The 24,834-nt window shown below is 65.0% G+C and carries 25 protein-coding genes; 9 read left to right on the top strand and 16 right to left on the bottom strand.

The window, feature by feature from the left end; all coding sequences use genetic code 11:
* Positions 1 to 540: 540 nt before the first annotated feature.
* Genes EJ078_RS12720 through EJ078_RS12710 form a run of 3 tightly spaced genes read left to right on the top strand, consistent with a single transcriptional unit; the run spans position 541 to position 2,245 of the window.
* Positions 541 to 828, top strand: a complete 288-nt coding sequence (locus EJ078_RS12720) for a PqqD family protein (RefSeq protein WP_067324253.1) — start codon at positions 541 to 543, stop codon at positions 826 to 828.
* Positions 828 to 1,262, top strand: coding sequence for a lasso peptide biosynthesis B2 protein (locus EJ078_RS12715; protein ID WP_127403643.1), 435 nt, complete (start codon positions 828 to 830; stop codon positions 1,260 to 1,262). The genes EJ078_RS12720 and EJ078_RS12715 overlap by 1 nt, the downstream gene beginning before the upstream one ends.
* Complete coding sequence (locus tag EJ078_RS12710; protein WP_127216661.1) at positions 1,259 to 2,245, top strand: serine kinase; 987 nt, start codon at positions 1,259 to 1,261, stop codon at positions 2,243 to 2,245. Before EJ078_RS12715 ends, EJ078_RS12710 begins: the two co-directional genes overlap by 4 nt.
* 16 nt (positions 2,246 to 2,261) lie before the next feature.
* Here EJ078_RS12710 and EJ078_RS12705 read toward each other — a convergent pair whose 3' ends face one another.
* The 15 genes from EJ078_RS12705 to EJ078_RS12635 all read right to left on the bottom strand — a co-directional run bounded on the left by EJ078_RS12705 (position 2,262) and on the right by EJ078_RS12635 (position 15,998).
* Positions 2,262 to 3,287, bottom strand: a complete 1,026-nt coding sequence (locus EJ078_RS12705) for a nucleotidyltransferase family protein (RefSeq protein WP_127216662.1) — start codon at positions 3,285 to 3,287, stop codon at positions 2,262 to 2,264.
* A gap of 58 nt (positions 3,288 to 3,345) precedes the next feature.
* Positions 3,346 to 4,332, bottom strand: coding sequence for a dihydroxyacetone kinase subunit DhaK (gene dhaK / locus EJ078_RS12700; RefSeq protein WP_127216663.1), 987 nt, complete (start codon positions 4,330 to 4,332; stop codon positions 3,346 to 3,348).
* Positions 4,333 to 4,357: 25 nt separating this feature from the next.
* The gene (locus EJ078_RS12695) at positions 4,358 to 4,789 is read right to left on the bottom strand and encodes a hypothetical protein (RefSeq protein WP_067324262.1); all 432 of its coding nucleotides are present in this window, start codon (positions 4,787 to 4,789) and stop codon (positions 4,358 to 4,360) included.
* A gap of 7 nt (positions 4,790 to 4,796) precedes the next feature.
* The gene (ptsP, locus tag EJ078_RS12690; RefSeq protein WP_164750600.1) at positions 4,797 to 6,371 is read right to left on the bottom strand and encodes a phosphoenolpyruvate--protein phosphotransferase; all 1,575 of its coding nucleotides are present in this window, start codon (positions 6,369 to 6,371) and stop codon (positions 4,797 to 4,799) included.
* Between the two features lie 41 nt (positions 6,372 to 6,412).
* Positions 6,413 to 6,715 (bottom strand): HPr family phosphocarrier protein, encoded by a 303-nt coding sequence (locus EJ078_RS12685; RefSeq protein WP_067003487.1) that lies wholly within the window; start codon positions 6,713 to 6,715, stop codon positions 6,413 to 6,415.
* A gap of 19 nt (positions 6,716 to 6,734) precedes the next feature.
* Positions 6,735 to 7,124 (bottom strand): dihydroxyacetone kinase phosphoryl donor subunit DhaM, encoded by a 390-nt coding sequence (dhaM, locus tag EJ078_RS12680; RefSeq protein WP_067003489.1) that lies wholly within the window; start codon positions 7,122 to 7,124, stop codon positions 6,735 to 6,737.
* Positions 7,124 to 7,723, bottom strand: a complete 600-nt coding sequence (gene dhaL, locus EJ078_RS12675; protein WP_095824314.1) for a dihydroxyacetone kinase subunit DhaL — start codon at positions 7,721 to 7,723, stop codon at positions 7,124 to 7,126. The genes dhaM and dhaL overlap by 1 nt, the downstream gene beginning before the upstream one ends.
* 10 nt (positions 7,724 to 7,733) lie before the next feature.
* A complete protein-coding gene (locus EJ078_RS12670) occupies positions 7,734 to 9,374 on the bottom strand; it encodes a dihydroxyacetone kinase subunit DhaK (RefSeq protein ID WP_095824313.1) in 1,641 nt (546 codons plus the stop codon).
* A 52-nt stretch (positions 9,375 to 9,426) separates the two neighbouring features.
* Positions 9,427 to 10,440 carry an ABC transporter ATP-binding protein gene (locus tag EJ078_RS12665; RefSeq protein WP_095824312.1) on the bottom strand — a complete coding sequence of 338 codons (1,014 nt, stop codon included), beginning with the start codon at positions 10,438 to 10,440 and terminating at the stop codon, positions 9,427 to 9,429.
* Positions 10,433 to 11,539 carry an ABC transporter ATP-binding protein gene (locus tag EJ078_RS12660; RefSeq protein WP_095824311.1) on the bottom strand — a complete coding sequence of 369 codons (1,107 nt, stop codon included), beginning with the start codon at positions 11,537 to 11,539 and terminating at the stop codon, positions 10,433 to 10,435. The genes EJ078_RS12665 and EJ078_RS12660 overlap by 8 nt, the downstream gene beginning before the upstream one ends.
* 2 nt (positions 11,540 to 11,541) lie before the next feature.
* Positions 11,542 to 11,748, bottom strand: coding sequence for a hypothetical protein (locus tag EJ078_RS12655; protein ID WP_095777044.1), 207 nt, complete (start codon positions 11,746 to 11,748; stop codon positions 11,542 to 11,544).
* Complete coding sequence (locus EJ078_RS12650; protein WP_067324280.1) at positions 11,745 to 12,695, bottom strand: carbohydrate ABC transporter permease; 951 nt, start codon at positions 12,693 to 12,695, stop codon at positions 11,745 to 11,747. The genes EJ078_RS12655 and EJ078_RS12650 overlap by 4 nt, the downstream gene beginning before the upstream one ends.
* A complete protein-coding gene (locus EJ078_RS12645) occupies positions 12,692 to 13,639 on the bottom strand; it encodes a sugar ABC transporter permease (RefSeq protein WP_095824412.1) in 948 nt (315 codons plus the stop codon). Before EJ078_RS12645 ends, EJ078_RS12650 begins: the two co-directional genes overlap by 4 nt.
* A 99-nt stretch (positions 13,640 to 13,738) precedes the next feature.
* Positions 13,739 to 15,070 (bottom strand): extracellular solute-binding protein, encoded by a 1,332-nt coding sequence (locus EJ078_RS12640; protein ID WP_095782297.1) that lies wholly within the window; start codon positions 15,068 to 15,070, stop codon positions 13,739 to 13,741.
* A 238-nt stretch (positions 15,071 to 15,308) separates the two neighbouring features.
* Positions 15,309 to 15,998, bottom strand: a complete 690-nt coding sequence (locus tag EJ078_RS12635; protein ID WP_067324285.1) for a PIG-L deacetylase family protein — start codon at positions 15,996 to 15,998, stop codon at positions 15,309 to 15,311.
* A gap of 23 nt (positions 15,999 to 16,021) precedes the next feature.
* Between EJ078_RS12635 and EJ078_RS12630 the strand changes: the two genes are divergently transcribed.
* From EJ078_RS12630 to EJ078_RS12605, 6 genes are all read left to right on the top strand, one after another.
* Positions 16,022 to 16,912: a DMT family transporter gene (locus tag EJ078_RS12630; RefSeq protein WP_095824309.1), complete on the top strand. Its 891-nt coding sequence runs from the start codon at positions 16,022 to 16,024 to the stop codon at positions 16,910 to 16,912.
* A gap of 52 nt (positions 16,913 to 16,964) precedes the next feature.
* A complete protein-coding gene (gene hrpB / locus EJ078_RS12625) occupies positions 16,965 to 19,427 on the top strand; it encodes an ATP-dependent helicase HrpB (protein ID WP_127847058.1) in 2,463 nt (820 codons plus the stop codon).
* A 384-nt stretch (positions 19,428 to 19,811) separates the two neighbouring features.
* A complete protein-coding gene (locus EJ078_RS12620; protein ID WP_095799233.1) occupies positions 19,812 to 21,137 on the top strand; it encodes an ActS/PrrB/RegB family redox-sensitive histidine kinase in 1,326 nt (441 codons plus the stop codon).
* Between the two features lie 107 nt (positions 21,138 to 21,244).
* A complete protein-coding gene (locus EJ078_RS12615; RefSeq protein WP_040974834.1) occupies positions 21,245 to 21,808 on the top strand; it encodes an ActR/PrrA/RegA family redox response regulator transcription factor in 564 nt (187 codons plus the stop codon).
* Between the two features lie 269 nt (positions 21,809 to 22,077).
* A complete protein-coding gene (nhaA, locus tag EJ078_RS12610) occupies positions 22,078 to 23,268 on the top strand; it encodes a Na+/H+ antiporter NhaA (RefSeq protein WP_127215884.1) in 1,191 nt (396 codons plus the stop codon).
* Positions 23,269 to 23,385: 117 nt separating this feature from the next.
* Positions 23,386 to 23,850 carry a hypothetical protein gene (locus tag EJ078_RS12605; protein WP_245457084.1) on the top strand — a complete coding sequence of 155 codons (465 nt, stop codon included), beginning with the start codon at positions 23,386 to 23,388 and terminating at the stop codon, positions 23,848 to 23,850.
* 75 nt (positions 23,851 to 23,925) lie between these two features.
* Here EJ078_RS12605 and EJ078_RS12600 read toward each other — a convergent pair whose 3' ends face one another.
* Positions 23,926 to 24,426, bottom strand: a complete 501-nt coding sequence (locus EJ078_RS12600) for an MmcB family DNA repair protein (protein ID WP_164750500.1) — start codon at positions 24,424 to 24,426, stop codon at positions 23,926 to 23,928.
* Between the last annotated feature and the right edge of the window lie 408 nt (positions 24,427 to 24,834).

Raw genomic sequence — 24,834 nt, 5'->3', positions numbered from 1 at the left:
GCCGCTTTGGCCGGCCATGTCTCCTCGCATTTTGGTCGGCGTTGCCGGCAAACGGATCCAGCCGCTCCCGGATCGGAGCGCGCTATGACGTCAGCAAGTGAATTCGGCTTAGAGCGGCAGTGCTGCCAGCATCAGCCCGACACCGCCGGCTATTAGAATGGCGGCGGCCAATGCCTTCCGATGGCGTTCGAATGCCGTCGGAGCGCGATCCCAGTTGTAACGCATACTGTCCACTCCCCAAAAAGCCGGCAGACTCTTAGCTTACTTATGGGAAAGATGGCAACCCTGGCGCGAACGGCGGCTTGACAGTGGTTCCAGCCCACCATCATTCTCGCGCGAGTTGGATAGTCTTTCCGGGGAAGTTTTGACGAAAAGAACTTACGAAAAACCGGTTCCGGTCAGGCGCGCGAAGCTGTCGAGCATCGTTGCGGGCCCGAGTGGCCCGATAGGCCCGGCCGTCTGACACGCAGCGTTGCCCGCTTGGCAATGGACAGCGACGGCATGCCGCGCTAATTGCAGTTCGGCATAGGGAGCGGGCGTATGGCTGAAATCGCCTTTGAAACGGTTCTGCGGATGGCGGACGACGCCTCCGTGCAGCATGTCGGCGACGGCGCCGTGGTGCTTCTGGCGCGCAGCGGCCAGCTTTACACCTGCAATGGCACCACCGAAGCGTTCCTCGACAAGGTCGACGGCGCCCGCAGCCTCGACCACATCGTCGATCTGCTGTCGGAAGAATTCGAGGTCGACAAGGCGACGCTCGGCGACGACATGACGGCGCTGGCCGCCGAGCTGGTGGCCGAAGGCATCCTTGCCGACCCGGGCGCGTGATGGCCGGCGGACCGTTCCTGCGCGCCCTGTTCCGCACTCATCTGTGGCTCAGCGCCCGGCTGATACCGGTACTGGTCGCCGGGCGCGATTTCGAAAGCGTGCTGAAATTGGCGCCGCTGCAATTGCCCACACCCTATCGTGGCCTGCCATGCAGCTACGTCGTCAGCCGCGTCAACCGCACGGTTCGGCATCCCTGGGTGATGCGTGATCGCAGATGCCTGAGGGAAGGGCTGCTCGGTTTCCGCTTCCTGCGGATGGCGGGTTTCAACCCCGACCTCCATTTCGGTGTCGATGCCAAATCGATGCATGAGCCGCGCCTTTCGGCGCATTGCTGGGTTTGCCTCGACGGCAAGCCGGTGGTCAGCGACAGCCTTCCCGACATGGTTGAAATCTATCGCCACCCCGGCGGCAGCGTGAAGGCGCGCGCCGCTTGACCGGCGGCGCAGCCACCGTTTGCTATGACCTCAACGGCCAGGTCATCGGCATATCGGCAGAGCGCGCCGAGCTCTGGCCGAGCTTCGATCTGATGCTCGGCACATTGCGCGTCAATGAAGCGGTCGAACCCGGCTTTCGCATCGATATCCTCGAAACGTCGGCGCTGCCCGAAAACCCGGAAGGGAAGCTCGCCTTCGACGGCGAAGTGCCGCTGGACGGCCATTGCCGCATCATCGACGCCGGCGACGTGGTCCATCTGGTCTTTCCCGGCCTCCAGACGGCCTCGATCCGTGCCGACGAGGGTGCGGCCGAAATCCGCGTTCATCCCGACAGCAAGGTCAAATGGACGCTGCTGATAATGGTGCTGGATGCCGCGCTCGATTCCGGCGGGCAGTACATGCTCCATACCGCCGGTCTGACGCTGCCCGATAGTGGGGCGCTCGTGCTGATCCATGCGCCAAGCGGCACTGGCAAGTCGACGACTTCAATGGCGCTGGCATCGCAGGGCTTCGGCCTATGCTCGGACGATGTGATGATCCTCGGCGCAACATCTGAAGGCACCCTGGCCTGGGGCATGCCGCGTAAGGTGAAGATCCATCGCAACACCGCGGCGATGCTGCCATTCCTCTCGCCCTGCCTTGGCGACAGATGGGACGCCGAGGGCGAGCAGGCCGTCTCGCTGGAGCGTCTCGCCGAGATCATTCGCATCGACGACGTCCGTCCCAGGCCGGTCTCGGCGCTGCTGCATCTGGCGCGCTCGACCGACGGCCACACCCGGCTCACGCGCTTGGCCAGGACCGATGCGATGGTCGCGCTTGCCACCGACAATGTCAGGACCGGCCTGACCGGCCTGTTGCCGATGCAGCAACGGCGGATGGCGTCGATCGCGGCACTGGTCAGGGCCGTCCCCACTTTCACCCTGGAAGTCGGCTCAAGCCCGGCCGATGCAGCGGGGCTGATCCGCGGCGCGGTGGAGGAGTAGATCTCCAAACGGGCCTTCAGGCCGGATAGGGCCTTGGCCGGGCAAGCCGCTGGACCCAGCGGAAGGCGTCGCGGCTAAGGCGCGAGCGCATCTTGTCCCGCGAATTGACCCTGAGCAGCATGTTGCCGGTGATCAGCAATTTGGCGAGCCGTATCGACAGATCGGGCTTGATGCGGTTGGCAAGGGCGATCGCGCGCGGCTCGTCGAACAGCCGCCCGGTCACATTGAGCACGGTCGCCAGCTCGAGTTCGATGCCGGTCATACGCGCGGCTTCGAGAAGGCGCGCTTCGGCTTCCGGCGATTGCAGAGCGCGCACACCTTGCAGCACGTCGATACAGAGCTGCAGCCGGTGGAATTTGTGGCCTCCGGCGGCATGAACGATGGCGATGGTGAGCAGCGACGCCGGCGTGTCGGCCTCGCCGCCGTCAATGATCTGCAACTCGCGGAAGCCGAGCGACAGGCGCCGCCGCATGCCGGTGTCATGCACCAGATTGCCGTGCAGCTCGATCAGCAGGCTGGAGTTCTCCTTCTCCAGCCACTTGAACTCCTGCAACTCATGCGATTCGGCCTCGCCGCTGCCAAGCGTGAAGCCGCATTCGGCGATCACGTTGTTGGCCTCGCCGATGCTGGCCGGATCGACAAGGATGTCGATGTCGGTGAACGGCCGATCGGCAGCATGGCGATAAAGCTTGCGCGCGAACACCGGGCCCTTGACGATGCGAGCCGCAACGCCTTTCGCGGCCAAGGCCTTCATGATGCGGTCGCCGTGATATTGCAGCAGCATCGACTGCCCGGTCGCCAGTGTCGCCTGATCGCGAAGCCCGGAGAGTTTTTGCCGCAGGGCGGCATCGTTCGGCAGATCGGCCTCGCCGATTTCCCGAAGCTTGCGCAGCATGATCGGCAGCACGCCGTGGAACTCGGCATTGGCGAGCAGCGCAATGAGGCTGCTTGCCGAGAGGGCCCCGCCCGGCTCGGACGGCGCCTCCGGATCGGCAAATTCGAGCAGCAGCTTTTCTTCGGCAGGTGAAAGCGGGAGCAGCATCAACCGGGCAATATCGCGAACAACAGGCGACCATGGTCGCAGAAAAGCCCGCGCGACGCTACATCCCCCAGCGCAGCGCCGCCGTGTGCACCGGAGCGTCCCAAAGCGCCGTCGTCTCATCCTCGAGCATCGTCAGCGTGATCGAGCAGCCTGCCATGTCGAGCGAGGTGACATAGGAGCCGACCAGCGAGCGGGTCACCGTCACGCCTCTCTTCTCGAAGATTTTTCGCGCGCTGTTGTACATCAGATAAAGCTCCATCGATGGCGTGCCGCCGAAGCCGTTGACGAAAAGCAGCGCCGGTCCCCAGGCGCGGTCACCAAGATCGCCGAGGATTGCCGTGCAGATCTCCTCGGCGATGGCGTCGGCACCCTTCAGATCATCGCGCCGCCGGCCGGGCTCGCCATGGATGCCGACGCCGAATTCCATCTCGTTGTCGCCAATGTCGAAGGTCGGCCTGCCCGCAGCCGGCACCGTGCAACTGGTCAGCGCCACGCCCATCGAGCGCGTCGAGGCGTTGACGCGGTCGCCCAGCGCCTTGAGCTCGGGCAGTGGCATGCCTTGCTCGGCCGCGGCGCCGACGATCTTCTCCACCACCAGCGTGCCGGCCACGCCGCGCCGACCGGTGGTGTAGGACGAATTCTCGACCGCGACGTCGTCATTGGTCACCACCTGCAGAACGCCGTCCGATATTTCGGCGGCCATGTCGAAATTCATCACGTCGCCTTCATAGTTTTTGACGATAAACAGGCAGCCGGCGCCGGTGTCGACGGCTTGCGCGGCCGCGAGCATCTGGTCGGGCGTCGGCGAGGTGAAGACCTGGCCGGGGCAGGCGGCGTCGAGCATGCCGTGGCCAACCAGCCCGCCATGCAGCGGCTCGTGGCCGGAGCCGCCACCCGAGATCAGCGCTACCTTGCCCGGTTTCAGCGTCTTGCGGCGAACGAATTTGTGCTCGTCGCCGATCGCGAGGATGTCGGAATGCGCGGCGACGAAGCCATCGAGGCTTTCGGTGAGGACCGTGTCCACCGAATTCAGAAACTTCTTCATGGCAGTCCTCCCGAATAGAGATCGCTCAGCCGCTGCCCCTGCCGGCGATGCTGGTGATCTTCTGGATGAATTCGTTGATCGCTCGGTCGAGCGCTGCGTTCTGCTTGTCGTCGCCGAAATCCGGCACGATGAGCGAGACGTGGCGCGTCTTGCGCGGACCCGAAGCCGCCGGCAGCTTGCCCGGATGCGCCTGGTGGTAGGCGGCCAGGAACTGGTCGCGCTCGGCCGGGCTGAAATGGCAGACGGAAAAGATAGCCGGCAAATGCTTCGACGGGATGGGGATCGAATAGGCCGGGCTGGAGATTTGCGTGACGAAACTGCGATGCTTGCCGAGCGCATCGGCAAGTCGCTGGCGCATGCCGGAAGGCCGCTGGTCGATGACTTGCGACAGGATGGTCTTATACGCGCGGATCGCGTCTTCCGCGCCGGCTTCTTGTATCTTGGCTGGCCTGGCCATGCTGTGCTTACACCGGGACGTCCGCTATGGCCGCCTTGGCCATGGCGAGTTGCGCCGGAGACACCGATAGGTCGCGCAGGCCGGCCTCAATCAGCGCCGGAATGGCGGCCGGATCGCCGCCCGCATCGCCACAGAGGCTGACCGGAATTCCTTTCTCGCGCCCGAAGGCCGCGACCGAAGCGATCAGCCGCATCACAGCCGGATGGCGGACAGCGTTGAGATGTGCAACGGCGGCGTTGTCACGCGCGGCTGCCATCACATATTGCGTCAGGTCGTTGGAGCCGATCGAGAAGAAGGCAACGTCGGCAAAAGCCTCCGGCGCGATGGCCACCGAAGGGACCTCGACCATGATGCCCAGCGGCGGCAGCTTGTGCGCAACACCGCGCGACGCGAGAGCGGCCTCCTCCTCCGCAAACAACGCGGCGGCCTGCCTGTGCTCTTCGGCCCTGGCGATCATCGGAAACATCACCTTCAGATTGCCGTGGACGGCGGCGCGCAGCAATGCCCGGATTTGCACCCGGAAGATGTCGCTCCGCGCCAGCGACAGCCTGATACCGCGCAGGCCGAGAAACGGGTTGGTCTCCTCGACGGTGAAGTCGGGGATCGGTTTGTCGCCGCCGGCATCGATGGTGCGGATGGTCACCGGTTTTTCTCCGGCCCATTCCAGCACCTTGCGGTAGGCTTGGTACTGTGTCTCCTCGTCCGGCAGGGCCTTGCCGAACAGGAATTCGGTGCGCATGAGCCCGACGCCATCACAGGTCGCAATGTCGATGCCGTCGACATCGGAAGGGTAGGCAATGTTTACCTGCACCCGCACCGACGTGCCGGCCTTGGTCGCCGCCGGCTGGGCGAGAAAAGTCTGCGCCTGGCCTTGTCGCGCCGCGAAGGAGGAGGATGATTGCCGGAACGCCTCGATCTCCTTCGGCGAGGGCGAGAGCACGATGCCGCCATGCTCGGCGTCGAGCAGCGCGTTTCCGGTGGGCTCGTCCGCAAAGGCACCAAGCCCCACCACCATCGGCACGCCGCGCGAGCGTGCCAGCATGGCGACATGGCTGGCGGTGCTGCCGGCCTCGAGCGCAATGCCGCCGCCTCTGCTCCAGTCGGTTTCGAGGAAACGCGTCGGCGCGATGTCCAGGCCATAGAGGATGGCGCCGAGGGGCGCCGCGGTCTCGCTATCCTCGCTCAGCGCTCGCAGCACCTGGTCGCGGATGTCGCGCAAGTCCGAGGCGCGTGCCCGGAAATAGTCCTGGTCGGACGCCTCATAGCCGGCGATCTCGGCATCCAGTGCTTGCCGCCAGGCAGCGTCGGCCGGCTCTCCGGAGCCGAGCGCCGCGAAGGCGGGCGCGCTCAGCGCGACGTCCTCCAGCATGGCGATGTGGAATTCGAGGATGCCGGCGGCATCGCCATCGGCCGTCTCGACAAGCGAGGTCAGCCGGCTCACCGCCTTGCCGATGGCCGCCTTCAGCGCTGCTTTCTCCTCCGCCTCGCTCGCCTTAGCCACATAAGCAGCCGGTGGACGGTCGAGGTTGAACAGCGGCCCTTCGGCGTAGCCGGGAGAGGCAGGGATGCCCTCAATCCGCATGGCCCGCATTCCTTGCGGATTGAGAGGGCGGCAGACCCGGCTCAAGCGGAGCGGGCATGATCCGCATCCTCGTCGAAATCGCGCTGCACCAGGCCGACCAGCGCTTCGACCGCGTTGCTTGCGCCGTCGCCTCGCGCCCTTATGTGCAGCACGGTTCCTTTCGGCGCCTTGGCCGCCATGACCTTGACGATGCTCTTGGCATCGAACCAGGGGCCGTTGGCGGCGACTGCCACCTCCACCTCGGCCGCGAACGACTTGGCGAGCTTGGTGAACTTCACCGAAGGGCGCGCGTGCAGGCCCACCTCGTGGGTGATCAGAACCGTGGCTTCGGCGGATGCGGACATTCAGTCGATTCCCGTTCACTCACGACGGCGACAATTCATGCGCCGTCGCCACCACTTCCTTGAGCGAGGCACCCCCGGAAGATTCCGTCGCCGCCATCACCGCGCCCTCGACGATCGGCGCGTTGCAGACGACTATTCTGCGGGAGCGCGGCTCTCCGATCATTTCCACCGCCATCTCGCTGTTGGTCTCGGCGCCGCCGAGATCGACCAGGATGGCGACGCCCGCTTCCGACCAGGCCTTTTCGATCGCGCCCATGATCGCCTCGACGCTGGTGCCCAGCCCGCCATGGCCGTTTCCGCCGCACCATGCAAGCGGCACTTCGTCGCCCACCATCTGGCGCACCATGTCGGCCGTGCCTTCGGCGACCAGCGGCGAATGCGAGACGATGACGATACCGACATTGCTCATCAAGAACCCTCGATTGCTTCAGCGACTGCGCGCACCAAGAGCGCGGTCGACCGCGCCCCGGCGTCCATATGCCCGATCGAGCGCTCCCCCAGGAAAGAGGCGCGCCCACGCAAGGCCTTCATCGGCACGGTGGCCTCGGCCGCCTTGTCGGCGGCGTCTGCGATTGCGCCAGCCGTCTTGCCCTGCGCCAGTGCCTCATACACCGGCTGCAGCACGTCGAGCATCGTTTTTTGCCCCGGCTGCGATTTGCCGCGCGCCGAAACCGCCTCGATCGCCTTACCCAGCGCCGCTGTCAGCGCGGCGCGGTCGGGCGTGCCGGACAGTTCCTTGCCGAGCGCCATGAACAGAGTACCGAACAAGGGCCCGGAGGCTCCACCGACGGTCATCACCAACCTGGTGCCGATCGCCTTAAGCGCGTCCGGCAGCGGTTTTGCCGCGATTGCGGCCTTTTCGGCGCGGACCGCCTCGAAGCCGCGCTTCATGTTCAGCCCATGGTCGCCGTCGCCGATCGCCTGGTCGAGCGCGGTCAACTCGTCGGCATGCGCCGCGATCGTATCCGCTGTCGCCGCGATCAATTGTGAGAAATCGGGTGCGGCCATCGCCTGTCCTTCACGCCGGGACGAACATGGCCACCATGGCCGCGAACGCCTCGGCAACTGCAAACGCGCCCGGATCCGCTATGTCAAGCTGGCGGCCGATATAGGCCGAGCGACCGGCCTTCGCCTTCGGCATCGCTGCAGTCGCCTGCGCGCCCCGCCGCGCGGCCGAAGCAGCCGCCTCCAGCCCGTTCGTGTCGAGCGCCTTCAGAGCCGGCTCCAGCGCGTCGACCATTGTGCGGTCGCCGAGTTTCGCGCCGCCGTAGAAGGTCATGCGGTCAAGGCCGGCGAGCAGCGCCTTGCTGAGCGGCGCGCCGCCGTTGAGCGACTGCGCGGCAGCCGTGAAGAAGATCGACAAAAGCACGCCGCTGGAACCGCCCATGGAAGTTCCCAATGTATCGCCGATTGTGGCGAGAGTTGCGGCCTGGTGCGCGAGCGGCAGCGTGTCGACGCGGTCAAGCACGCTGCGTGCGCCGGTCGCCACCGTCGATCCCGTGTCGCCGTCGCCGGCTTTGGCGTCGAGGTCATTCAGAGCCTCCTCGAGCGAGATCAGCTTCTCGCAGACCGCAGCAATCAGCCGCTCGGCGCCGGCGTCACGGCTGGCCGCTTTGGCGATGTCGCGACCTGCCGGCTGGGCTATGGTCACCACGACCGGCGGGCGAACCGGCCTGGCCGGCAGCCAGGCATGCGGGCCGACCGGCGCCAGCAGCGCTGCCTCGCGCTCCGCCTCCAGCCTGATCAACGACAGCGAAAAGCCGTTCATGTTGAGCGCGGTCATCAGATGTCCGGGACCGATCGTCAGCCTCACCGCCTTTGCCAGCGGCGAGGCCAGCACGGCATTGGCGATCAACGACATTTCGAGCGGCGGTACCGATCCGAGATTGTTGATCAGCAAGGCATAGCGGCTGCCGGCATCGAGCCGGGCCGCGAGGCGGTCGGCCATGATGGCGACGAGCGCACTGGCGCTCTGCAGGGTTATGCGCTCCACGCCCGGCTCGCCATGGATGCCGAGACCGAGCTCGCCATCGCCGGCGCCGAAGCGGTCCTCGTGGGTCTGGCCGGGGATCGAGCAGGAGGAGAGCGAGATGCCGAGCGAAACAATATCCTTCGCCGCCGCCTGCGCTGCCGCCGCGACCGAGGCTAGGTCATGGCCGGATTCGGAAAGATGTCCGGCGATCTTGTGCACGAACAGCGTGCCGGCGATGCCGCGCGGCTGTGCGATGTCGGGCAGCGCGATGTCGTCGCCGACGATCACCATGTCGACCGCGAAGCCCTCGGCGCGGGCCTTTTCTGCGGCGAGGCCGAAGTTGAGGCGGTCGCCGGTGTAGTTCTTGACGATCAGCAGGCAGCCGGCCGGCCCGGTCGTCGCGCGGATCGCCGCCAGCACCGCCTCGACGCTCGGCGAAGCAAAGATCTCGCCGGAGACAGCCGCCGTCAGCATGCCGGCGCCGACGAAGCCCGCATGCGACGGCTCGTGCCCCGCGCCGCCGCCCGAAACGACGCTGACCTTCGCCTTGTCCCAGTCGGCGCGCAACACCACCTTGATCTCCGGATAGCCGTCGAGCCGCGCCAGCGCCCCGGAGCCGGCAGTGGCCAGATAACCGTCCAGCGCTTCGGTAACGATCGAGTCCTTGCGGTTGAAAAAGTGCTTCATGGATTTCGTCCAGTCCGTATCTGCGGGTCGTCAAAAAGTGCGGATGCGCCGGCTACATCAATCTGTGCCCGTCCGACCCAAAATAAAGCGGCGAGCGATAGCGGATCGTCACTCTGTCCCCCTTTGCGAGCGGCGTGTCGGGATCGGTCAGCGTCACCAGCTTCTTGGCGCCCACCGTGACATGCAGATGGTTCTGGTCGCCGAGATGCTCGACCCAGTCGACGACGCCGTCGGCATGGCCGTTCGCCGCCTTTTCGATCGCGAGATGTTCGGTGCGCGCGCCGATCGTCGTCGTACCGGTGGGCGCGGCGCCGTCGGGCAGCAACCCTGCCGGCAGAAGGTTGATCGCCGGCTGGCCGAGGCGAGCCGCGACATGAAGGTTTGCCGGCTCGGAATAGATCGCGCGCGGCGTGCCGATCTGCACCAGCACGCCCTCGGAAAGGATGCCGATGCGGTCGGCCATGGTCATCGCCTCGATCTGGTCGTGCGTGACATAGAGCATGGTGGCGCCGAGCTCGGACTGGATGCGCTTCAGCTCGAGCCTGAGATCGGCGCGCAGCTTGGCGTCGAGCGAGGACAGCGGCTCGTCCATCAGATAGATCGAGGGCTTTCGCACCAGCGCGCGGCCGATGGCGACGCGTTGCATCTCGCCGCCCGAAAGCCTGGTCGAGCGGTTGTTGAGCTTGTGGTCGATGCGCACCATCCGCGCGACTTCCTCGACGCGGCGGCGGATTGCTTCCTCCGGAAAACGCCGCGCCGGCGAGCGCAGCGGGAAGGCGAGGTTGTCGAAGACCGAAAGATGCGGGTAGAGCGAATATTGCTGGAAGACGAAGGCCGTATCGCGCTCGGCCGGCGACAGCGCCGTCGCATCATGGCCGCCGATGTAAATCGTGCCGCTGTCCGGCCGCTCGAGCCCGGCGATCAGCCTGAGCGTCGTCGTCTTCCCGGCGCCGGTCGGCCCGAGCAGCACGACGAACTCACCGTCCTTGATCTGCAGGTCGAGATCGCTGACCGCGACTGTCTCGCCGAAGCTTTTGGTCACACCCTGAATCTGCACGTCAGCCATGGCGCGCCTCCACTGCCTGATCGTACATGACGGTTTTCACCGCGCGTCCAGTGCCTTTCTCGAACAGCGACAGCCGCGCGCTGCTCAATGCCAGCCCTACCTGTTCGCCCGTATTTAGATGGATTCCGGCCGGCACCCGGGCCTTGATGATGCCGTCAGCCGTCTCCACCGCGACGATCTGCGTGGTGCCGAGATATTCGGTGCCGTAGATCGCGCCGCGCAGCTTCGAGGCATCGTCGAAGCGGATGTGCTCGGGGCGGATGCCAAGCGCCATGTCGGCCGGCGCAATATCCTCGCGCACTTCCGGGACCGTCACCCTGGCGCCCTGCACGACGATCTCCTTCGCACCCTTCGCGAGCCCACCGCCGAAGCGCAAGAAGTTCATCGGCGGCGAGCCGATGAAATCGGCGACGAACATCGTGGCCGGCCGGTCGTAAATCTCGCGCGGGCTGCCGAACTGCTCGATGACGCCGTGGTTCATCACCGCTATCTTGTCGGCCATCGACATCGCTTCCATCTGGTCGTGCGTGACATAGACGGTGGTGGCGTGGATGCGGTTGTGCAGCTCGCGCAACTCATGCACCATCAAATCGCGGAACTCGGTGTCGAGGGTTCCAAGCGGCTCATCCATCAGGAAACATTTCGGTCGCCTGACGATGGCGCGGCCGAGCGCGACGCGTTGACGGTCGCCGCCGGCAAGACCGGAGACCGACTTGTCGAGCAGGTGGTCGATGCGCAGCAGCTTCGCGGTCTCCTCGACGCGGGCGCGGATCTCGGCCGACGCCATGCCTTGCGCCAAGAGCGGGAAGCCGATGTTCTTGCGCACATTCATATGCGGATAGAGCGCGAAGAGCTGGAAGACGAAGGCGATGTCACGCTCGCGCGCCCGGCGCATGGTGACGTCCTCGCCGCCGAGCAGGATCTTGCCGCCGGTGGGCAGTTCGAGGCCGGCGATCATGCGGAGCGTCGTCGTCTTGCCGCAGCCCGACGGCCCGAGCATCACGAAGAACTCGCCGTCCTCGACAACGAAATTGGAATCCTGCACGGCAACGAACTCGCCGAAGGCTTTCCTCAGGTTCTGAACACGGATCTCGGCCATTTCTATTCCGGGAATTTCGAGACGACGATGAACATGGCGGTGCCGGCGAGCATGGTGACGAAGGAATAGCTGTAGAGCGACAGCGCGAAAGGCTGGAACAGCATCAGGAAACCGATGGCGATGATCGCCGTGGCGATGTTTTCCATCAGGCCGCGTCTTGCCCAGACGGGCCAACGCGATTTGCGTTTTGCAGGCTGGATCGTGCTCATTTGCGCACCGCGCCGAAGGTAATGCCGCGCAGCAATTGCTTGCGGAGCAGGATGGTGAAGACCAGGATCGGCACCAGGAATATCGTGGTGCCGGCGGCGACTGCCGGCCAGTCCTGGCCGCCTTCGCCGATGATGGTCGGGATGAAGGGCGGCGCCGTCTGCGCCGTGCCGGAGGTCAGAAGCGCGGCGAACGCATATTCGTTCCAGGCAAAGATCAGGCAGAAGATGGCGGTCGCGGCAATGCCGGTGGTCGCCTGCGGCAGCACCGTGCGCCAGAAGGCCTGCAGCCGCGTGTAGCCGTCGATCATCGCCGCTTCTTCGTATTCGCGCGGGATCTCGTCGATGAAGCCCTTGAGCAGCCAGACCGCCAGCGAGACATTGACCGCGGTGTAGAGCAGGATCATGCCGAGCGCGGTGTCGGAGAGGCCGAGCTCGCGGTACATCAGATAGATCGGGATCGCGACGGCGATCGGCGGCATCATGCGCGTCGACAGGATGAAGAACAGGAGGTCGTCTGCCAAAGGCACCTTGAAGCGCGAGAAGCCGTAGGCCGAGAGCGTGCCGAGGAACACTGCGCAGAAGGTCGAGCCGAAGGCGATGATCAGCGAGTTGACGAAGCGCGGCAGGAAGTTGGACGGGCCGGCGATCACCATGTTGCGCTTGCGCACCGTCTCATCGCAGAAGCCGGTCGCCGGTCCGAGCGCGTTGATGTATTCCGGCGTCTGCCTGGTGCGGGTCGTGAACAGGTTGCAGTAGCCTTCGATGCTAGGCTGGAAGACGATCTTCGGCGGATAGGCGATCGAATCCGGCGGCGTCTTGAAACTGGTGGCGAAGATCCACAAGAGCGGCACGATCGAGATCAGCGCGTAGCCGACGACGAGCACGCCGGCGATCCGCTTCGAATTCGTCGAAGGTGCGACGACGGAATGGGCGGTGGTCAGGCTCATCTCTGCTTCACCTTGTTGAGTGCCTTGACGTAGATGTTGGCAAGGCCAAACACCGCGACGAACAGGACGATGGCGAAAGCCGAGGAATAGCCGGTGCGCCAGCTTTCGAAGGCTTGCCGCTTCAGCGTGATCGAGGCGACCTCGGTGGTCGAGCCCGGTCCGCCGCCGGTGAGCAGGTTGACCATGTCGAACATCTTGAAGTTCTCGATGCCGCGAAACAGCACCGCCAGCATGATGAAGGGCAGCGCCATCGGCAGGGTGATCGACCAGAACTGCCGCCAGTTGGAGGCGCGGTCGACCTCGGCCGCTTCATAAATGTATTCTGGGATGGAACGCAGACCCGCGAGGCAAATCAGCATCACGTAAGGCGTCCACATCCAGGTGTCGACGATGATGATCGCCCATGGCGCCAGCTCGACATTGGACAGCATCTGGACATTCGTCGGCGGGATGCCGGTGAGGAACGAGACGGCGTAGGCGAACAGTCCGATCTGCGGCTCGTAGAGGAAGCGCCAGAAATTGCCGACCACCGCCGGCGACAGCATCATCGGCACCAGGATGATCGTGGTCCAGATGGCGTGGCCGCGGAATTTCCGGTCGATCAGCCAGGCAAGCGCGAAGCCGATCACCGTCTGCAGCAGGATGGTCCAGAAGACGAAATGCGCCGTCGTCTGCATCGCGATCCAGATATCCTGGTCGCCGAGGATGCGCCTGTAGTTGGAAAGCCCGAGATTCTTGACCACTTCGTTCGGGCGGTTGGCGCGGTAATTGGTGAAGGAGAGGTAGATCGCCCAGAACAGCGGGAAGATGTTGATGGCTAAAAGCAGAAGGATCGTCGGCGAAATGAACAGCCAGGCGAGGCCCTTGTCGCTGATGCCCCGGATCTTCTTGGCCAACGGCTCGGGTGTGGCCCGTGCAGCGTTGTCCGCAGTCCGATTGAGCATGGTTAGTCCTGCATCGGTCACTGGTCAGCCTCGGCGCTGGAATTTATCTGAACTGCGTCCCGTGCCAAGGCGGCACGGGACGCCTGCTCGGGAGGAGCTTTACATCTTGCCGTCATCCTGGAAGATCTGCGTCCAGTCCTTGACGAGGCCGTCGAGCGCATCCTTGGCCGAGCCCTGGCCGGCGACGACATAGTCGTGGAAGCGCTTCTGCGAGGCCTGCAGCAGCGGCGCGTAGCTCGGCTCTGCCCAGAAGTCCTTCACGATCGCCATGGAGTCGAGGAAGGCCTGCGCATAGGGCTGGCTGGACGGGAACTTCGGATCCTTGACGACGGAGTTCAGACAGGAATAGCCGCCGAGCGACCACCACTTGGCCTGCACGTCCTTGTTGGCGAACCACTTGATGTATTTCAGCGCCGATTCCTGCTTGTCGGAGTAGGAAACCACCGAGATGCCCTGGCCGCCGAGCTGCGCGAACTGGTCGCCGTCGGGACCTTTCGGATTGGCGAAGTAACCGATCTTGTCGCCGCCGACATTCTCGTCCTTCTGCAGGCCGGGCCAGGTGAAGGCGAAGTTCATGTGCATCGCCACCTGGCCGGATTTGAAGGCATCGACGCCTTCGCCCATGTAGCTGTTGGAGGCGCCGGGCGGTGTGCAGCAATCATAGAGCGCCTTGTAGAATTCCAGCCCCTTCACCGATTTCTCGGAATTGACGAAGCCGTCCATCTCATAGGGCTTCTTCGGGTTCTCGTACTGGAAGCCGTAGCTGTAGAGGACGTCCATGGCGCCCATGGTGATGCCTTCGGAGCCGCGCTCGGTGTAGATCGAGGCGCCATAGACGGTCTTGCCGTCGATCTGCCGCTTCTGGAAGAACTCGGCGATCTGCCTCAGCTGGTCGAAGGTCGTCGGCGGGGCGAGGTCCCAGCCATACTTCTCCTTGAACTCCTTCTGCAGTTCCGGCCGCGAGAACCAGTCTTTGCGATAGGTCCAGCCGACCACGTCGCCCATGGCCGGCAGCGCCCAGTAGTTCGGCGTGTTCTTCGGCCATTCGGAATAGCCGACGACGGTCGCCGGCACGAAGTCGTCCATGCTGATCTTCTCCTTGTCGAAGAAGTCGTTCAGCTTGACGTAATGACCGTTCTCGGCCGCGCCGCCGATCCACTGGCTGTCGCCGATGATCAGGTCGCAGAGCTTGCCGTGTGAGTTGAGCTCATTGAGGAAGCGGTCGGCATAGTTGGTCCACGGCACGAATTCGAACTTCATGCCGATGCCGGTTTCCTTGGTGAAGTCCTTGGACAATTCCACGAGCGCGTTGGCCGGATCCCAGGCCGCCCAGCAAAGCGTCAGATCTTCCGCATGCGCCGCGTTCGAGACGGCGGTCGACGCGAGTGCCGCCGAGGCCAGTCCCAACGCCAGTTTCAAGGTCGATTTCATGCCTTACCTCCCATTTGCGAAACGCGTCCGGATGACGGTTTCAAAAGCCTCAACCTCGCTCCTCCGAGGGCCTGAACATGGCGCGCGCCGCGTCGCCGATGTTTAGTAATTTGTTTAGTGATGCTCTTTTTACTAAACAATGCAAGCGAATTCGTTGCTGCGCCGCAGCATGACGAAAGCGGTGCTTGAAATCGTTGGGAAATAACTGTTGGTGCTTGGCGGCTCGTGCTTCAGCCGGCTACCTGACGGTCTTCGGGCCCACCGTGACCGGCCGGATCCGCGGCGCCGGAGGCAGCAGCTCGCGGATGTCGGCAAAGGGGAAGAGGGGCTCGAACCGGAACGCCTCGGCCAGCGCGCCGGGCGCGCCGTTGCATTGGCCGGCGCGGAACGCGTTCTGCATGCGTGCACCGTTGAGATAATGCTCGGGCCCCTGTGAGCGATGCGCGAGAATGGCCTGCGCCTTGAGGTCCCAGTGGCTGGAAATGTCGACGTAATGCGACGGCGAGAAACCTGTGCCGCCCAGTGTGTCGGCATGCAGCACCGGTACCTCGAAGGACGCCGCGATGCGCACGCCATCCGACAGCGCGCGGTGGTCGCCGTGATAGTCGTTCGGCGCATGCGTGATCGCGAGGTCGGGTTGCACCTCGCCGATCAGCGCCTTGAGTGTGCCGATCAATGCGGCATCCGCAACCAGCGCCCCGTCGGGGAAATCGAGGAAACGCGGTGTGACGCCGAGCAGGGTGGCCGCCTCGGTCGCTTCCTCGCGCCGCGCTTTGACAAGCGCCTTCGGATCGCCCGTGCCGCCCTTGGCTCCGTCCGTGGCTATCGCAAAAGTCAGCTCTGCGCCTAGCGCGGCATAGGCGGCCAGCGTACCGAACATGAATATCTCGATATCGTCGGGATGAGCCCCCAGCGCCAGTATCTTCACTTCTTTTCTCCCGGAATTGGAACGTGCCGAACGGAATCCTGCTCGCCCTCATCGCCTATGCAAGCTATTCGTGGAGCGATGCCGTCATCAAGAGCCTGGGCGGGCAGTTCACCGTCTTCGAGATCGGCTTCTTCGTAACCTTGTTTGCCGGCTGTTTCCTGTTCTTCACAAGGCCTGCCGATGAGCGCTGGCGCGACTTCTGGCGCACCAGCCGGCCCTGGGCCGTGCAGGCCCGCGCCTGGGCGGGCATCGCATCGGGCGTGCTCAGCGTCTATGCCTTCACCACCATCCCGCTGGCGGAAGTCTACGCGTTGATTTTCCTGGCGCCCTTGTTCGTCACCATCCTCTCCACTCTCATCCTGAGGGAGAAGGTTGGGCCGTGGCGATGGCTTGCCGTGGTCGCCGGATTTGCCGGGGTCATGCTGGTCGTCAGGCCGGGTTTCCGCGAACTTCATCTCGGCCACCTCGCGGCCTTCGCCATCGCCTTTCTTGCCGCTACCAGCGTCATCCTGATGCGGTCGCTGGCGCAGCAGGAGAAGCGCACGACGATGCTCGGCGTGCTTGTCGGCTATGGCCTGCTGTTCAATGGCCTCGGCGTGGCGGCAACGTCCTTCACCTTGCCGGATGGCAGGCAGCTGATCTGGCTGGTCATGGCCGGCGCCTTCACCGCCGGCGGTCAGCTGTTGCAGCTTCTCGCGGCCAAATACGCGCCTGCCAACCGGATCGCGCCGACGCACTATTCGCAGATCGTCTGGGCGGTGGTGCTGGGCTCGTTGTTCTTCCAGGAAGATCCCGACCTGCTGACGCTGGCCGGCCTTGCAGTGCTCGGCGCCTCGGGCCTGCTGACCATGGTTCGCGAGGAGGTACGGCTGGGCACCGTGCGCTGGAACCCGTTCACGCGCACCAGGCTTTAGGCAATTCCGGGACAGGTTGCGCGCTCACCGTGGCCGCTGATATGCGGACGCCATGAACAGAGGAATTTTGCCGGAACTCCCGGTATCCGCCGTGCTGCCGGTGCTCGGCGAGGCGCTCGCCGGGCGCAACAGCGCCGTGCTGGTGGCGCCGCCCGGTGCCGGCAAGACGACGCTGGTGCCGCTGGCGCTGCTCGACGCGCCCTGGCTCGGCGAAGGCAGGATCGTGCTGCTAGAGCCGCGCAGGCTGGCAGCCCGCGCCGCCGCCCGTCGCATGGCCGAGCTTGTCGGCGAGGAGCCGGGTGGTACAGTCGGCTACGCGATGCGCATGGAGAACCGCACTTCAGCGCGGACAAAGATCCTCGTCGTCACCGAAGGCGTGCTGTCGCGCATGATCCTCGACGATCCCGAACTGCCCGGCGTTGCGGCGGTAATCTTCGATGAATTCCACGAGCGTTCGCTCGACGGCGATTTCGGCCTCGCGCTGGCGCTCGATGTTCAGGGCGCGCTGCGGCCGGATCTGCGCCTGCTGGTGATGTCGGCGACGCTCGACGGCGCGCGCGTCGCAAAACTACTGGCCGGGGCGCCGGTGGTCGAAAGCGAGGGCCGCGCCTTCCCGGTCGACATCCGCTATGACGAGCGGCCGGCCGGCATGGCGGTCGAGGACGCGATGGCCAAGGCGGTTCGCTCGGCTTTAGCCGCCGAGCAGGGCAGCGTGCTCGCTTTCCTGCCCGGACAGCGCGAGATCGAGCGCACCGCAGAGCGGCTAGAAGATCGCCTCGGTGCCGATACCGACATCGTTCCGCTCTATGGCCAGTTGGACAACAGGGCGCAGGATGCCGCGATCAAGCCGGCGTCGCCTGGCCGCCGTAAAGTGGTGCTGGCGACCTCGATCGCCGAGACCTCGATCACCATCGACGGCGTGCGCGTCGTCATCGATTGCGGCCTGTCGCGCCTGCCGCGCTACGAGCCGGCAAGCGGCCTGACCCGGCTGGAAACGGTGCGCGTCAGCAAGGCTTCCGCCGATCAGCGGGCCGGCCGCGCCGGACGAACGCAGCCGGGCGTCGCCATCCGATTGTGGCGTGCCGAGCAGACGGCGGCGCTGCCCGCCTTCACACCGCCGGAAATCCTCGAGGCTGACCTTTCCGGCATGTTGCTCGACTGCGCCGCTTTCGGCATCGCCGATCCGTCGAGCCTGTCCTTCCTCGACCCGCCGCCGGCGCCGGCGCTTAACGAAGCGAGGGTGTTGCTCAAAGCGCTGCATGCAATCGATGACGCTGGCCGCTTGACGGAGGCGGGCGCGGCGATGCGCAAGCTCGCTCTGCCCGTGCGGCTCGCGCACATGGTGGCCGAAGCGGCTGAGATCGGGCAGGCGCAGGAAGCGGCGATCCTTGCCGTGCTTTTGACGGAGCGCGGGCTTGGCGGCGACAGCGCAGATTTGGAACGGCGGCTGATCCGCTTCCGCGCAGAAAAATCGCCGCGCGCCGGTGCCGCCCGGCAACTTGCCGCACGCCTGGCCAAGCAGGCAGGCGGGGCAAGGGCAGACTCGCCAGCCGCGCCCGGCGCCTTGCTGATCCATGCCTGGCCGGATCGTGTCGCCAGAGCCCGCGGCGAGCGCGGCCGCTTCGTGCTCGCCAACGGTTCCGGCGCGATGGTCGATGCTGCCGATCCACTTGCCGGCGAGAGCTGGCTGGTCGTCGCCGATCTGCAGGGCAAGGCGCAGAATGCCCGTATCACCGCCGCCGCGCCCGTCGACGAGGCCCTTATCCGCACCGCGCTTGCCGACCGCATCGAGACGAAGCGCGAGACGAGTTTCGACCGCGAGCGCCGCGTCGTGCGCGTGCGCGAGACCGCTCGCCTTGGCGCCATCACCCTTTCCGAGCGCATGCTGCCCGCACCTTCCGGTGCCGAGGCCGATCGGGCCATGCTGGACGCCCTGCGCGAGCACCGCCTGTCGCTGCTCGACTGGGGCAAGGAGGCGGAAACGCTGCGCCAGCGGCTCGGCTGGCTCTATCGCGGCCTCGGTTCTCCCTGGCCCGACGTCTCGGACCAGGCGCTTCTCGACCGTCTCGACGACTGGTTGCTGCCTTTCCTTGCCGGCGAGGCCTCCTTCGCGGCGATCAGGCCGGCGGCGCTTGCGGCGGGGCTGATGTCGCTGGTCCCGCACGACCTGCAGCGCGAGGTCGACGCGCTGGCGCCGACCCATTTCGACGCGCCCTCGGGCAGCCATGTGCCGATCCGCTATGACGGCGAATGGCCGGTGCTGGCGATCCGCGTGCAGGAGCTGTTCGGCCTCGATCGCCATCCTTCGGTCGCGGGCGGTACGGTGCCGCTGACTCTGGAGCTGTTGTCGCCGGCGCATCGCCCGATCCAGACGACGCGCGATCTGCCCGGCTTCTGGCGCGGCTCGTGGGCGGATGTGCGCACCGATATGCGCGGTCGCTATCCTAAGCATGTCTGGCCGGAAAACCCGCTGCTGGCGGCCGCCACCAGCCGCGCCAAGCCGCGCGGGACATAGGTTCGTGCCGCTTTCGGCGGGCCATTCGCGTTAGTGGGCAACGTGCGTTGGCGATTGGCGCAAACGCCCATCACTTCGTCATCCACGGGCGGAGCAAGGAGCGAAGCGACGCGCGTAGACCCGAGGATCCATTCCGCTACCTTGACCGTAAAATGCAGCGGAACAGAATTCTGAACCATCGCAAAACTTCGAAGTCACGGAATGGATCTCCTCGGGCCTGCGCTCCGCTTCGCGTCGCTCCGCCCGGGGATGACGAAGTCGCGAGGGGCCTAGGCCAATCATCAAGCGCTCATGATGGTGAACCGAAACAACGGCCGCTGACCGGTCAAGTCGCCGTCACAGCGCTACTAGCGCTAACCCTCCTGCGGCTATAATCGTAAGTCGATGATCAATATTCTGCGCGCGCCCGATTCCCAGCAGAGCCAGCGGCTGCGGCTCAACACGCTGATCCGCCTGCGCTGGCTGGCCATTGTCGGCCAGAGCATCGCGGTGCTCGTCGTCGGCTACGGGCTGAAATTCCCGCTTCCGGTCTCGCTGTGCTTCGCGCTCATCGCCTGCTCGGCCTGGATGAACCTCTGGCTCACCTTCCGCTATCCCGCGGCGCATCGGCTGACCCCGCTCTCGGCCTTCGTCATCCTCACCATCGACAGCCTGCAGCTCGCCGGCCTGCTCTATATGACCGGCGGCCTGACCAACCCGTTTTCGGTCCTGCTCTCGGTGCCCGTCGTCATTTCCGCCGCATCACTGCCGCTGCGCCTCACCGCGGTGCTCGGCGCGCTGGTCATCGCGGCGGCCACGCTGCTTGTGTTCTTCCATCTGCCGCTGCCCTGGTACGAAGGCGCGCCGCTGTCGATGCCCTTCATCTATGTCGCCGGCATGTGGATGGCGGTGTTCGCCTCGATCGCCTTCACCGCGATTTACGCCTTCCGCGTCGCGGCCGAGGCACGCCTGCTCGCCAACGCGCTCGCCGCCACCGAGCTGGTGCTGCAGCGCGAGCAGCATCTTTCGGCGCTCGACGGCCTCGCGGCGGCCGCCGCGCATGAGCTCGGCACGCCTTTGGCCACCATCACCGTCGTCGCCAAGGAAATGGAAAAGGCGCTGGGAGAAGATCCGAAATTCAGCGAGGACGTGAAGCTGCTGCGCTCGCAAAGCGAGCGTTGCCGCGAGATTTTGAAGCGGCTGACCAGCCTGTCCTCGGAAGGCGAGGCGCATCTTTCGCGCCTGCCGCTGACCTCGCTGGTCGAGGAAGTGACGGCGCCGCACCGCGACTTCGGCATCTCGATCCGGCTGCGCCCCGGCGAGCGCATCGGCCCGGAGCCGGTCGGGCAGCGCAGCCCCGGCGTCATCTACGGGCTCGGCAATCTGGTCGAGAACGCTGTCGACTTCGCCAAGAACACGGTCACCGTCAGCTGGAACTGGGACGGTGAGGAGGTCTCCTTCTCGATCATTGACGACGGGCCGGGCTTCCCGCCGGAAATCATCGACCGCATCGGCGAGCCCTATATGTCGACGCGCCAGGGGACAGAGGCCGGCGGCGGCCTCGGGCTCGGGCTTTTCATCGCCAAGACGTTGCTGGAGCGCTCGGGCGCGACGATCGATTTTCGCAATTCGAGCGGGCTCGGCGAGGGGGCGGTGGTGCAGATCACCTGGCCTCGCGGCGTCTTCCTCAATCCCGAGCATGCCCCGGGCACCGCATTCGACAATGCGTGAGCCTATGCATTTGGCTCATGGCAGCTTTGTTGCCGGCTGTAAAAATTGGACATTGCTGTTGCAGAATTGTATCTGCGTAAAAGTAAGGCAGTAGGATGCTGACGCAAATGAGCGCAGAAGAACCCACCGGCGCAATGGTAGAAGGCGAGGACACCTCGCTGCTGATCGTCGACGACGACAAGCCATTTCTCACCCGGCTTGCCCGCGCCATGGAAACCAGGGGCTTCGCGGTCGAGACGGCGGAAAGCGTGGAAGAGGCCGTCGCCAAGGCGCGCGCCCGCCCGCCGGCCTATGCGGTGGTCGACATGCGGCTCGGCGACGGCAACGGCCTCGACGTGGTCGCCGCCATCCGCGAGAAGCGCGACGATTCCCGCACCATCATCCTGACCGGCTACGGCAACATCGCCACCGCGGTGACGGCGGTGAAGCTCGGCGCTGTCGACTACCTGTCGAAGCCCGCGGATGCCGACGACGTCTTCGCCGCGCTGACCCGCACCGCGGGCGAGCGGGCAGCACCCCCGGAAAACCCGATGTCGGCCGACCGCGTGCGCTGGGAACATATCCAGCGCGTCTATGAAATGTGCGACCGCAACGTCTCCGAGACCGCGCGCCGGCTCAACATGCACCGGCGCACCCTGCAGCGGATTCTGGCAAAGCGGGCGCCGCGGTAACCTGCTTAAACGCGCGTACGGTGCTGCCGATGGCGGGTGTCGAAGGCAGCGCTGGCTGCCGCCTAGCAACGCTGGCGACTGGCGAAAACCATGATGAGAGCGCCCTCTCCCCGCCATACGGGGAGAGGATGCCGGCAGGCAGGTGAGGGGCGGCGCCGGCGCTTGCAAGCAGGGCGACGGTGGCCGACCGGTCCAATGCTTGCCCGGTCGTTCAAGTTTGAGCATCATCGCGAAGGACACCGGCCGGCGGGCCATGCGACGGAGGGGGCATGCGCGACGAGCGGCCGAAATCGATGCTTCGCGAATTCCTCGACGGCGAGGCGGCCGGCGGCATCATCCTGATGGCGGCCGCCGCCCTTGCGCTCATCGTCGCAAACTCGCCGCTCGCCGAAACCTATTTCGCCGCCCTCCACGCCTATCTCGGGCCGCTCAGCGTCTCGCACTGGGTGAATGACGGGCTTATGGCGGTGTTCTTCCTGCTGGTCGGGCTGGAGATCAAGCGCGAGATGCTGGACGGCCAGCTCTCAACCTGGCCGCGCCGCGTGCTGCCGGGCATCGCCGCGGCCGGCGGCATGGTGTTTCCGGCGCTGGTCTATGTCTTGATCAACCGCGACAACCAGGCGGCGCTTTCCGGCTGGGCGATCCCCACCGCCACCGACATCGCCTTCGCGCTCGGCGTGCTGTCGCTGCTCGGCAGCCGCGTGCCGGCCTCGCTTAAAGTGTTTCTTACCGCTTTGGCCATCATCGACGATCTCGGCGCCGTCATCATCATCGCGCTGTTCTACACCAGCGGCCTGTCGCTCGCCTATCTCGGCGCCGCCTTCGCGGTCATCGCCGTATTGATCGTACTCAACCGCATGCGGGTGATGAACCTCTTGCCCTATCTCGTACTCGGCGCGGCGCTTTGGGTGCTGGTGCTGAAGTCGGGCGTGCATGCGACGCTTGCCGGCGTGGCGCTGGCGCTCACCATCCCGCTCGAGCGTTCGCCCGCCATCGGTCACGACGTCGAACACTCGCCGCTGCACCGGCTGGAACATGGCCTGCACAAGCTCGTGCCCTTCATCGTCATCCCGATCTTCGGCTTCGCCAATGCCGGCGTCTCGCTCGGCGGCCTGAGCGTTGCCGCGCTGGTCGAGCCTCTGACGCTCGGCGTCGCCGCCGGCCTCGTCGTCGGCAAGCTGGTCGGCGTCTTCGGCGCCTCGGTTCTCGCCATCCGGCTCGGCCTCGCCGACCTGCCGGCCAATGCTGGCTGGCTGCATATGATCGGCATTTCGCTTCTGTGTGGCATCGGCTTCACCATGAGCCTGTTCATCGGCCTGCTCGCCTTCGCCAATGACGCGGCCCTTCAGGACGCGGTGAAGGTCGGCATCCTCGCCGGCTCGCTGATCGCCGCGCTGGTCGGCGCGGCGGTGCTGCTGATGGCGCCGGCGCGGGGTGGCGCCGAAGAAGAAGTGGAGTAGGGCAGCGGGGAACGCGGTCTTGCCGATCAATGGAAGCGTTGTAAGGCGCACCACTACTTTCCGATGACTTGAATTTGATGAGTTGAAGCTATCGCTGGAGTGCTAGCGTGCTTCAGCGTGCCGTCAGACAGCGATGGGGCAATTCACTCGGTTAAGGGGCCAGCAAAAATGGTATGCCGCACAACAAGTGTCATAGCAACGGTCGCGGTTTTGGGCCTTGGGCTCTCTCCGGCGGCTGCGTTCACACATCTGTCGAGCTATGAAAAAACGGCACTGACGGGCCAAGAGATTCTCGTCTTTAAGGGAGCGAGCCTGAACGCGGACTGCTCTTCTGCCGGCAAGGACGATGTAAAAATTATCTCCGGGCCGAGTCATGGGGAAGTTAGGTTGGTTGAAGGGAAGGTTTACACATCTTTTGCGAAAACCAACCAGAGATTTAGATGCAATTCTCGAAAGGTCGACGGAATAAAAGGCGTCTACAAATCGGCTGCCGGGTTCAAGGGGCAGGATCAGATGACCTTCTCGGTTCATACTTTTGATGGGAACGCGTACAAAATTGTCGTGGACGTCAATGTCGAGTAGGGGCTGCGCTTTGGGTCCCGGCGCAGTGCAGCCCGGTGCTGCGCGGCCCGCGGCCAGCGACGACGAGATAGCGTCCTACTCGCTTTCGCCGTCCAGCACCGGCACCGAAACACCGGCAAGCTCCGCCGCCAGCAGCCGCGCCGCGCCCGCACGCGCGATCCTGAGCATCAGCGCCTTGCGCGTCGCGGCGGCCATGCGGTGCTCCGGCGCCTCGCGCAAGATCTCCGCGCCATAGCCGTCGGAGAGGACGAAGCCGCATTCCTCCGGAAAGATTTCCGCGGGCACGCCGGGATGGGTGGCGAAGAAGAAGCGGTCGGCATGCAGCCGGTAGTCCGGCCATTTGCGATCGACGCGAAAATCCTCGATCGAGGATTTGATCTCGATGATCCAGATGTCGCCCTGCCGGGTCAGCGCGACAAGATCGGCCCGCCGGCCGGTGGCCAGGGATAGCTCTGGCAGCACATGCGCGCCCATTTGGGTGAGCAGGCGCTGCACGCCGCGCCGCACCAGCATGGCGCGCTCCGACTGGCGGCCGTCGATCAGCGGGTTGAGGGGAATCGCGGAAACGATAGGCATGGCAGGCACCATGCCAGATTTTGTTCACGGTTTGAACGCGATATTAAAGGGCGATTATCTGGTTGACAAACCAAGAGTGCGGTGAGACTATATTCCTATCTTATCCAAGATGGGGGTTGAGTGCAGATGCCTACGCTGATCGTGAGTCAAACCAAGGGTGGCCGACGTCGAGTTCACAAGGGCACCGTGTCCGTGAGTGCAGATGGCAGGACGCTTAAGTTCGATGTTCGATTTGCAGACGGCAAACGAATGCTAAATCGAACTGCCGAAGTGTCCGGGCACGAACTGCGGACTATTCTGGGGCTGGCGTGGAAGGCTTCCAGACATGGTATTGTCCGCCGTTAGGCGGGATAAAGCCCCAGCGCTGAGGGGTGTTCTGCGCTGAGGCTTTGTTTGGGCATGTACGCT

This window comes from Mesorhizobium sp. M1A.F.Ca.IN.022.06.1.1 (assembly GCF_003952605.1).
GTDB lineage: Bacteria > Pseudomonadota > Alphaproteobacteria > Rhizobiales > Rhizobiaceae > Mesorhizobium.
Note: the sequence above shows the minus strand (reverse complement) of the source record. Positions and strands in the feature narration are given on the sequence as shown.